This is a genomic window from Brevundimonas sp. RM1 (assembly GCF_052907225.1).
Genome location: NZ_JBRERY010000043.1, coordinates 1 through 7389 on the forward strand (window position 1 = coordinate 1; position 7389 = coordinate 7389).

Here is a 7389-nt window from a genome sequence, read left to right on the forward strand (position 1 = left end):
CAACGGCTATGGCACGGCGCAGGTGAACCTGCGCGGCCTGGGCATCAACCGGACCCTGACGCTGATCAACGGGCGTCGCGTGGTCAACGGCGGCACCGGCGCCAACAGCGCACCCGACCTGAACATGATCCCCACCCCGATCATCGCCCGCATGGACGTGCTGAAGGACGGGGCCTCGGCCATCTACGGCGCGGACGCCGTGGCCGGGGTGGTGAACATCATCACCGTCAACGGCTATGAAGGCCTGAAGGTGTCGGGCAAGTACGGCGTCACCGATGAAGGCGACGGCCAGGATGTGACCTTCGACGTCCTGTGGGGCATCAAGAACGATCGAGGCGGCGTCACCGCCGCCCTGACCTATCAGAAGTCCGAAGAGGTCAATCTGGCCAGCCGCGCGCCGTGCGGCCTGGGCGAAGTCAACGGCGCCCTGACCTGTCTTTCCAGCGCCACGACGCCGGGCGGCCGCGCGGTCCTGCCGAACGGGCAGATGATCAACTTCAACCAGACGCCGGGCGGAGACGGCGACTTCTACGAGCCGTATGACCCGGCCAAGCACAACCACAACTCAAACGGCTATCTGAACGCTTCTTCGCCGATCGAGCGCTTCAGCACGGCCGTGCTGGCCGACTATCAGCTGACGGATAGCGTCAGCCTGTTCGGCGAGCTGTTCTTCACTCACCGCGAGAGCAACCAGATGGCGGCTCCGGGCGCCCTGCGCGACATTCGCATCGCGGCCGATCATCCGACCAATCCGACCGGCCAGGATCTGCTGCTGATCCGTCGTCTTCTGGTCGAGCCGGGCCAGCGTCAGTTCTTCCAGGAAACGGACACTTACCGCTTCGTGGGCGGCGCGCGCGGCGACATCGCCGGCGACTGGACCTGGGAGGCTTCGGCCAACTGGGGCCGCAACACCGGCGTCGACGGCATGACCAACATCGTCAACCTGCAACGGTTGGGTGATACGCTGAACACCTCGCTGTGCAGTCCGACGCCGGGCGCGGCTGTGCCGTGCGGCGACTATCTGGGCATGGGCGACGTCAATCAGGACGTGCTCGACTACATTCTGTTCAACTCACGCGACACGGGCGGCAACGAGCAGAAGAGCTTCACCTTCGACGTCAGCGGCACGGTCATGGAACTGCCGGCCGGCACCCTGGCGATGGCGGCGGGCCTGGTCTATCGCGAAGAGAAGGGCTGGCGCGATCCTGATGCCCTGACGGTGCTGGGCATCTCCAACACCAACCAGCAGGATCCGATCGCGGGCGAGACCAAGGCCAAGGAAGCCTATGTCGAACTGTCGGCGCCCTTGCTGAGCGACCTGCCGTTCGTGCAGCGGCTCGAACTGGACGGCGCGGTCCGTTACTCGGACTATGACATGTTCGGCGGCGAGACGACCTATAAGTTGGGCCTGAACTGGACGGTGGTCGACAGCCTGCGTCTGCGCGCCACCTACGGCACCGGCTTCCGCATCCCCAGCGTGCCCGAACTGTTCGGCGGCGTGGCCGAAGGCAACCTGACCACGACCGATCCGTGCAGCCGCTACAACGCCAGCGGCGACGCCGTCCTGATCGCCAACTGCGCCGCTTCGGGCGTGCCGGCGGGCTATGTGCAGATGGGCACCACCATCCTGACCACGGTCGGCGGCAATGAAAATCTGAAGCCGGAAAGCACCGAGACCCTGACGTTGGGCCTGGTGTGGCAGCCGACGCAGATCAGCGGCCTGACGCTGACGGCGGACTATTTCGACATCAAGGTCGAGGACGCCATCCGCTCCATCCCCGGTTCGACCAAGCTGGCGATCTGCTATGCGACGCCGAACATGGACCACCCGTTCTGCAAGCCGGACAGCTTCACCCGCAATCCGCTGACGGGCGAGGTGAACTATCTGTCGGCCCAGCCCTCCAACACGGGTCTGGAGACGATGAAGGGCGTGGACATCGGCGTGCGCTACGCCTTCGACATCGGCCAGCGTCGCGCCAGCCTGGACTGGAACACCACCTATCTGGACGAATACGTCATCACGCCTTTCGAGGGCGGCGATCCGATCATCTTCGACGGTCACATCGGCGGCGGCAACGGCGGCTATCCGCACTGGCGCTCGAACGCCAGTCTGACGGTCATGGACGAGCGCTGGGCCGGAACCTATTCGATCCAGATGATCGGCGAGGCGACGGACTTCAACGCCGCGCCGGGCGACATCGGCTATCAGACGGACGCTGTCTTCTACCATAACGCCCAGTTCTCTTACCGGGTGAACGACAACGTCGACGTGGCATTCGGCATCGACAACCTGTTCGACAAGAAGGCCCCGTTCATCCAGAGCTGGACCGACGGCAACACCGACACGATGACCTACGATCTGCTGGGCCGTCGCGGATATGTCCGCCTGACGTATCAGTTCAACTAAAACCGATGTGAGGTGCGTCAGGCGCGTGTTCTGGAACGCCGCCTGACGCAGCCTTCTCTCACAAGCCGTGAGTATAAAATGATACGCTGGCCTCTATTGGCGCGTAGAACCCACAAGTGGTTTTCGCTCATCATGGGCGTCCAGGCCCTGTTCTGGATCGTGAGCGGTCTCTACATGACCGCCATCCATATCGACATCATCCATGGCGACCACCTGATACGGACGCCGGACGCCAAGCCGATCGCGACGGACGGTCTGGTGGAGCCGTCGGCCATCCTGAAGGGCGCCGACCGGACCAGCAGTCTGCGTCTGGTGCAGCAACTGGATCAGCCGCTCTACATCCTGACGGATGCGAGCGGGCAGGCGCTGTACGACGCCCGCTCGGGCCAGAAGCTGCCCCTGATCGACGAGGCCGGCGCTCGCCGGCGCGCCGAGCGGATCTACGCCCCCGAGGGCGGGGTCGTGAAGGCTGAGCTTCTGACCGAGATCCCCGGCGAGATCCGCGGCCGCGCCGCGCCGATCTGGCGCGTCGAGTTCGAGGGCATGTGGAAGCCGACCCTCTACCTTTCGCCGCATACCGGCGAACTGCTGTCCCGGCGCCATGACCTGTGGAGAGGCTTCGACTTCTTCTGGATGCTCCACATCATGGACTACGAGACCCGCGACAACATGAACAACGCCCTGCTCAAGGTCGCGACCTGGATGATGGTGGCGACGTCCCTGTCGGGCGCCTGGCTCCTGATCTTCAGTTTCCGCCGCAAGCGCCGCGTGCGCAAAAAAGCCGCTGCGTGAGGACCGTCTATGTTTCTACTTCGCAGACTTCATAAGTGGTTCGGCCTGGTTCTGGGCATCCAGCTCCTGTTGTGGGCGATCAGCGGCGCCGTCATGGCCATGATCGACCATCACAAGGTCACGGGCGGTCACGTCCTGGCCGAGGTCAAGCCTAGCCCTGCGCCGACCCAGGTGCTGTCCCTGGCTCAGGTGTCCCAGGCGATCGGCGCGCCCGTGTCGCAGATCGAACTGCGGCCGCTGCAGGACCAGTGGGTCTTCGCCGCGACGACCGCCGAGGGGGTGAAGCTGGTCGATCCGCTCAGCGCCGCGCCTGTGGTCATCGACGCCGAGCGGGCCAAGGCCCTTGCGACGGCGGCCTTCAACGGTTCGGCGGCGATCACCTCGGTGACGCGCGTCGAGAAGCCGACGCTGGAGACCCGCGATTTCGCCCTGCCGGCCTGGCGGGTCGAGTTCGCCGACAAGGAGCGTTCGACCTTCATCCTGAACGCCGTCACGGGCGAGCTGGCGGGAGCCAAGACCAACACCTGGCGGCTGTGGGACGTGTTCTGGATGATCCACATCATGGACTACACGGACCGTCAGAGCTTCAACCACCCGCTCATCATCATCATCGCCACCGGCTGCCTGTGGCTGGCGCTGAGCGGTTTCATCATGCTGTTCCAGGCCTTCCGCAGGCAGGACTTCGCCTATCTGCATGACGGCGTCGAATGGTTGCAGGAACGGCGTCGCCGCTGACGACCAAAGGCCGGGGCGCCCATGACGGCGTCCCGGCTTCTTCATGATTCAGAGCCTGAAGAAGGCCGCCATGACCTTGGGAGGGGCGCATGGACAGTCCGCTTCACCGGCGCATCCGGTCCGACATCGCCGAGCGCATCCTGTCGGGCGAGTGGCCGCCGGGCTTCCGCATCCCCTTCGAGCATGAGCTGATGGCTGACTACGACTGCTCGCGCATGACGGTCAGCAAGGCCCTGGCGCCCTTGGCCGAGCGGGGCATGATCGTCCGGCGCAAGCGGTTCGGCTCCTTCGTGGCGCGGCCGCGAATCCATTCGGTGCTGCTGGACATTCCCGACATCCAGGCGGAGATTCAGAAGCGCGGCGAGCCCTATGACTATGAGCTGCTGCTGCGGAAGGTCCGCGCCGCCCATCGGCGCGACGCCAGCGAACTGGGTCTGACCGCGTCCGGCGAGGTGATCGAGCTGCGCTGCCTGCACAAGGGCAGCGGCCGCGCGTTTGCCCTGGAGGAGCGGGTGATCTGCCTCACCTCGGTTCCCCAGGCTAGGGATGCGGCGTTCGATGAAATTCCCCCCGGCACCTGGCTGCTTGAGCGGGTTCCCTGGACCGAGGCCGAACACAAGATCAGCGCCGTGAACGTATCGCGGGCGACCGCCTTGACGCTGGGCGTCGAGCCGTCGGCGGCCTGTCTGTCGTTGGAGCGCCGAACCTGGCGGCGGGCCGAGGGCATCACCTTCGTGCGGCTGACCTTCCCCGGCGAGGCCTATGACCTGGGCGCGCGTTTTGCGCCCTCCGAGCCGGACCCGACCGCTCCCACGGGGGCGTAACCGCCGCTGCAAACAGATTGAGTATGAAGGAAAAAGTCATGTCGGCTGATGGCTCGGCTCTCCTGTCGAAGGTAGTGATCATCGGCGCGGGACACGCGGGGGGCTCGGCGGCGGCGCTGCTGAGGCAGTATGGGTTTGAGGGCGAGATCGTCCTGGCGGGGCAGGAGAGCGCGCCGCCCTATCAGCGGCCGTCCCTGTCGAAAGCCTGGCTGAAGGGGGAGGCGGGTCTGGAAGACCTGCTGCTGCGCCCCGAGAGCTTCTACGCCGAGCAGGACATCGCGCTTCGGACCGGCGTCACGGCGAGCGCCATCGACGCGGCCGCCAGGACCGTGACCTTCGCCGACGGAACGGTCGAGCCTTACGACGTGCTGATCCTGGCCACCGGCTCGACGGCGCGCAAGCTGACCCTTCCCGGCGCGGACCGGCCGGACCTGCTGGAGCTTCGCACCCTCGACGACGCCGAACGGCTGAAGGCGGTGCTGGCGCCAGGCAAGCGGCTGGCGGTGGTCGGCGGCGGCTATGTCGGGCTGGAGGCGGCGGCCTCGGCCCGCGCCCTGGGCGCCGAGGCGGTGGTGATCGAGCGCATGGATCGGGTGCTGGCCCGCGTGGCGTCTCAGCCCCTGTCGGCCTTCTTCACCGACCTGCACAGGAAGCATGGGGTCGAGATCCTGACCGGCGTCGAGGTCGCGGGGTTCGAGGACGCGGGCGTGCGTCTGGCGGACGGGACGCTGATCGCGGCGGACGCGGTGCTGGTCGGCGTCGGCGCCTTCGCCTGCGAGGCCCTGGCGCGGACGGCGGGACTGACGTGCGAAAACGGCGTGGTGGTCGATGAGACCGCCCGCACCAGCGACCCGAACATCTACGCCATCGGCGATGTGACGCGGCGGCCGATCCCGGTCCACGGCGGCGTCATGCACCGGCTGGAGAGCGTGCCCAACGCCCTGGAGCAGGCCAAGCAGGCGGCCTCGGCCATCGTCGGTCGCGCGGCCCCGGCGCCGGAAGTGCCGTGGTTCTGGTCTGACCAGTATGACGTCAAGCTGCAGATCGCGGGCGTGCCCTTCGGCGCCGATCGTCAGCTGGTGCGCGGCGACCCGGCCGGCGGCGCCTTCTCGGTTTTCCACCTGAGCGGCGACAGGATCGTGGCGGTGGAGGCGGTCAACGCCCCGGCCGACTTCATGGGCGGACGCCTGCTGATCGGGAAGGCGACGCCGGTGGACGACGCCCTGCTGGCCGATCCGACAGTGTCGATCAAGGCGGTTGTCCCATTCGGCGGCGCTCAACCTAGGAAAGGGCTACGTCTCTAGTTCAAGAGCTGGGCGCCTCTTCCTAGCGCCCAGCAAGATTGGCGGGGGAGTCGTCCGGACGTGGAGCGGGTCTTCATGATTGACGTGGAGTCACGTCTCGGAATTTACAAACCAACGTTATTTGACGTGGAATTGTTCCTGTGTCGCCCTCCAGGTTCTCATCATGAGCACATAAAGAGGTAGTTTTGTTGAACGTGAAGCAAATAGCTGCGGGAATTCCAAACCTTTTCATTTTGGCTTCGCTAGTGATTGCTGCGACGTCGTTCTCGGCGAATTCCGCAACAGCGACAATTCAATCAGGATATTACATCTACGAGTATAACTATTATTCCGATGCCTCTCATTCGTCTCATGTTGGATACGCGAGGCAAGGTTGTTATGCTGGAGATCCAGCAGCCAGTGGATGGGGCGAGGTAACGGCGCATTCCACCTCCACCCTGATCGGCTGGTGTAATCCGGATGGGACCGGCATCATCTTCTAAGGTAACCTGTGGTTCTACAATGCGCTAAACAGAGAAGGCCCCAAGCATTGCTTGGGGCCTTTTTGTACCTGCCTCATAGGTGGGCGAGGGAGATGGGTTAGCGGCTGAATGTCGCGTTCACAGAGTGATGTTTTGTGAAAGCTGCGATATCTGCTCTCATTGCGCTTGGAGATTGTCTCCTAGGGAGGGTTATCCAATGATCAAACTGAACAGTGGTGTTGCTCGTCTGAGCGCGCTAGGCATGTTCGTAGCGGCCGGGATTGCTGGTCTCGTCGCAGCAAATTCTAGCAATGCCAAGACCTATGTGCAGATCAATCGTGGACCGTACGAGCAGTGTCTTTACGACAATATAAGGAACTGCCGAGCAGCTTACCCAGTTGGACCGCAGCGGGAGCAATGCATGATTGAGGGCAAAGAGGCCTGTGATTATGCACACGGAATGCAGTAACTACACGCCTTGAATAGAACGGCGGTTCCAATCGGGGCCGCCGTTTCCAATTCAGCGATGGGCGCCAATCTCTCAGTCTGGCGTTGGCATGAGCGGAACTTAGGAAGCCCTTGGGGACTTCCATCAGGCAATTCGGGCAGGTAGGGCCGGAGTTGTTGCCTAAGGGGGCAGGTGAAGTACAGGGCGCTCCTAAGAATCGCCCAACAACTGCGACCAGTTCATAACAATGTTCCGCAACTATCAGCATGGTCCCCCCGAGGGGGTAGGTTCTGATTTCTCGGAAACCCCCTTGTAAATCCAAGGGGTCAGTGTGGTGCCGCCGGGCAGGATTGAACTGCCGACCTCAGCCTTACCAAGGATGCGCTCTACCACTGAGCTACGGCGGCGGGTCACTGAG

Annotated in this window: 6 protein-coding genes and 1 tRNA gene; 6 read left to right on the forward strand and 1 reads right to left on the reverse strand. The window is 64.1% G+C overall.

The features are described from left to right. The 6 genes from ACU5AP_RS15800 to ACU5AP_RS15825 all read left to right on the forward strand — a co-directional run. Positions 1–2407, forward strand: a 2407-nt coding sequence (locus ACU5AP_RS15800) for a TonB-dependent receptor domain-containing protein (protein ID WP_446681503.1), incomplete at its 5' end; no start/stop codon positions are given. Between the two features lie 132 nt (positions 2408–2539). Next, on the forward strand, positions 2540–3199 hold the full coding sequence (locus ACU5AP_RS15805; protein ID WP_446681504.1) for a hypothetical protein: 660 nt from the start codon (positions 2540–2542) through the stop codon (positions 3197–3199). Positions 3200–3208: 9 nt separating this feature from the next. After that, positions 3209–3934: a PepSY domain-containing protein gene (locus ACU5AP_RS15810; protein WP_312296042.1), complete on the forward strand. Its 726-nt coding sequence runs from the start codon at positions 3209–3211 to the stop codon at positions 3932–3934. Between the two features lie 89 nt (positions 3935–4023). Further along, positions 4024–4758 carry a histidine utilization repressor gene (gene hutC / locus ACU5AP_RS15815; protein WP_046653018.1) on the forward strand — a complete coding sequence of 245 codons (735 nt, stop codon included), beginning with the start codon at positions 4024–4026 and terminating at the stop codon, positions 4756–4758. Between the two features lie 38 nt (positions 4759–4796). After that, positions 4797–6062: an NAD(P)/FAD-dependent oxidoreductase gene (locus tag ACU5AP_RS15820; RefSeq protein WP_446681505.1), complete on the forward strand. Its 1266-nt coding sequence runs from the start codon at positions 4797–4799 to the stop codon at positions 6060–6062. 678 nt (positions 6063–6740) lie between these two features. Further along, complete coding sequence (locus tag ACU5AP_RS15825; RefSeq protein ID WP_128719775.1) at positions 6741–6992, forward strand: hypothetical protein; 252 nt, start codon at positions 6741–6743, stop codon at positions 6990–6992. Positions 6993–7303: 311 nt separating this feature from the next. Here ACU5AP_RS15825 and ACU5AP_RS15830 read toward each other — a convergent pair. Further along, positions 7304–7378: transfer RNA gene (locus tag ACU5AP_RS15830), tRNA-Thr, on the reverse strand. Positions 7379–7389 lie beyond the last annotated feature (11 nt).